Consider the following 258-nt stretch of genomic DNA (forward strand, 5'->3'; position numbering starts at 1 on the left):
CACCATTTTGCCTTTCTAGTTTGGTTGCCGACTCAGATTTTCATAAGTCCATTTACCTGCTTTTAACCCCCAAAAAACCACTTTTTAATGCCTATTTTGCCCTTTTTGGCCATGTTTTTAATGGCTTTGAAAGGTTATGTTTATACCATTTCAGTGGATATTTATGCTTATCGTCTTGCGTCTTGCGGCATTTTGCCTTGCATTTAGCATCAAATTGCACTGCGTTTTGCACCGTTTTACCTTGCGTTTTGCACCAAA

Source organism: Prevotella sp. HMSC073D09, from assembly GCF_001814145.1.
GTDB lineage: Bacteria > Bacteroidota > Bacteroidia > Bacteroidales > Bacteroidaceae > Prevotella > Prevotella conceptionensis.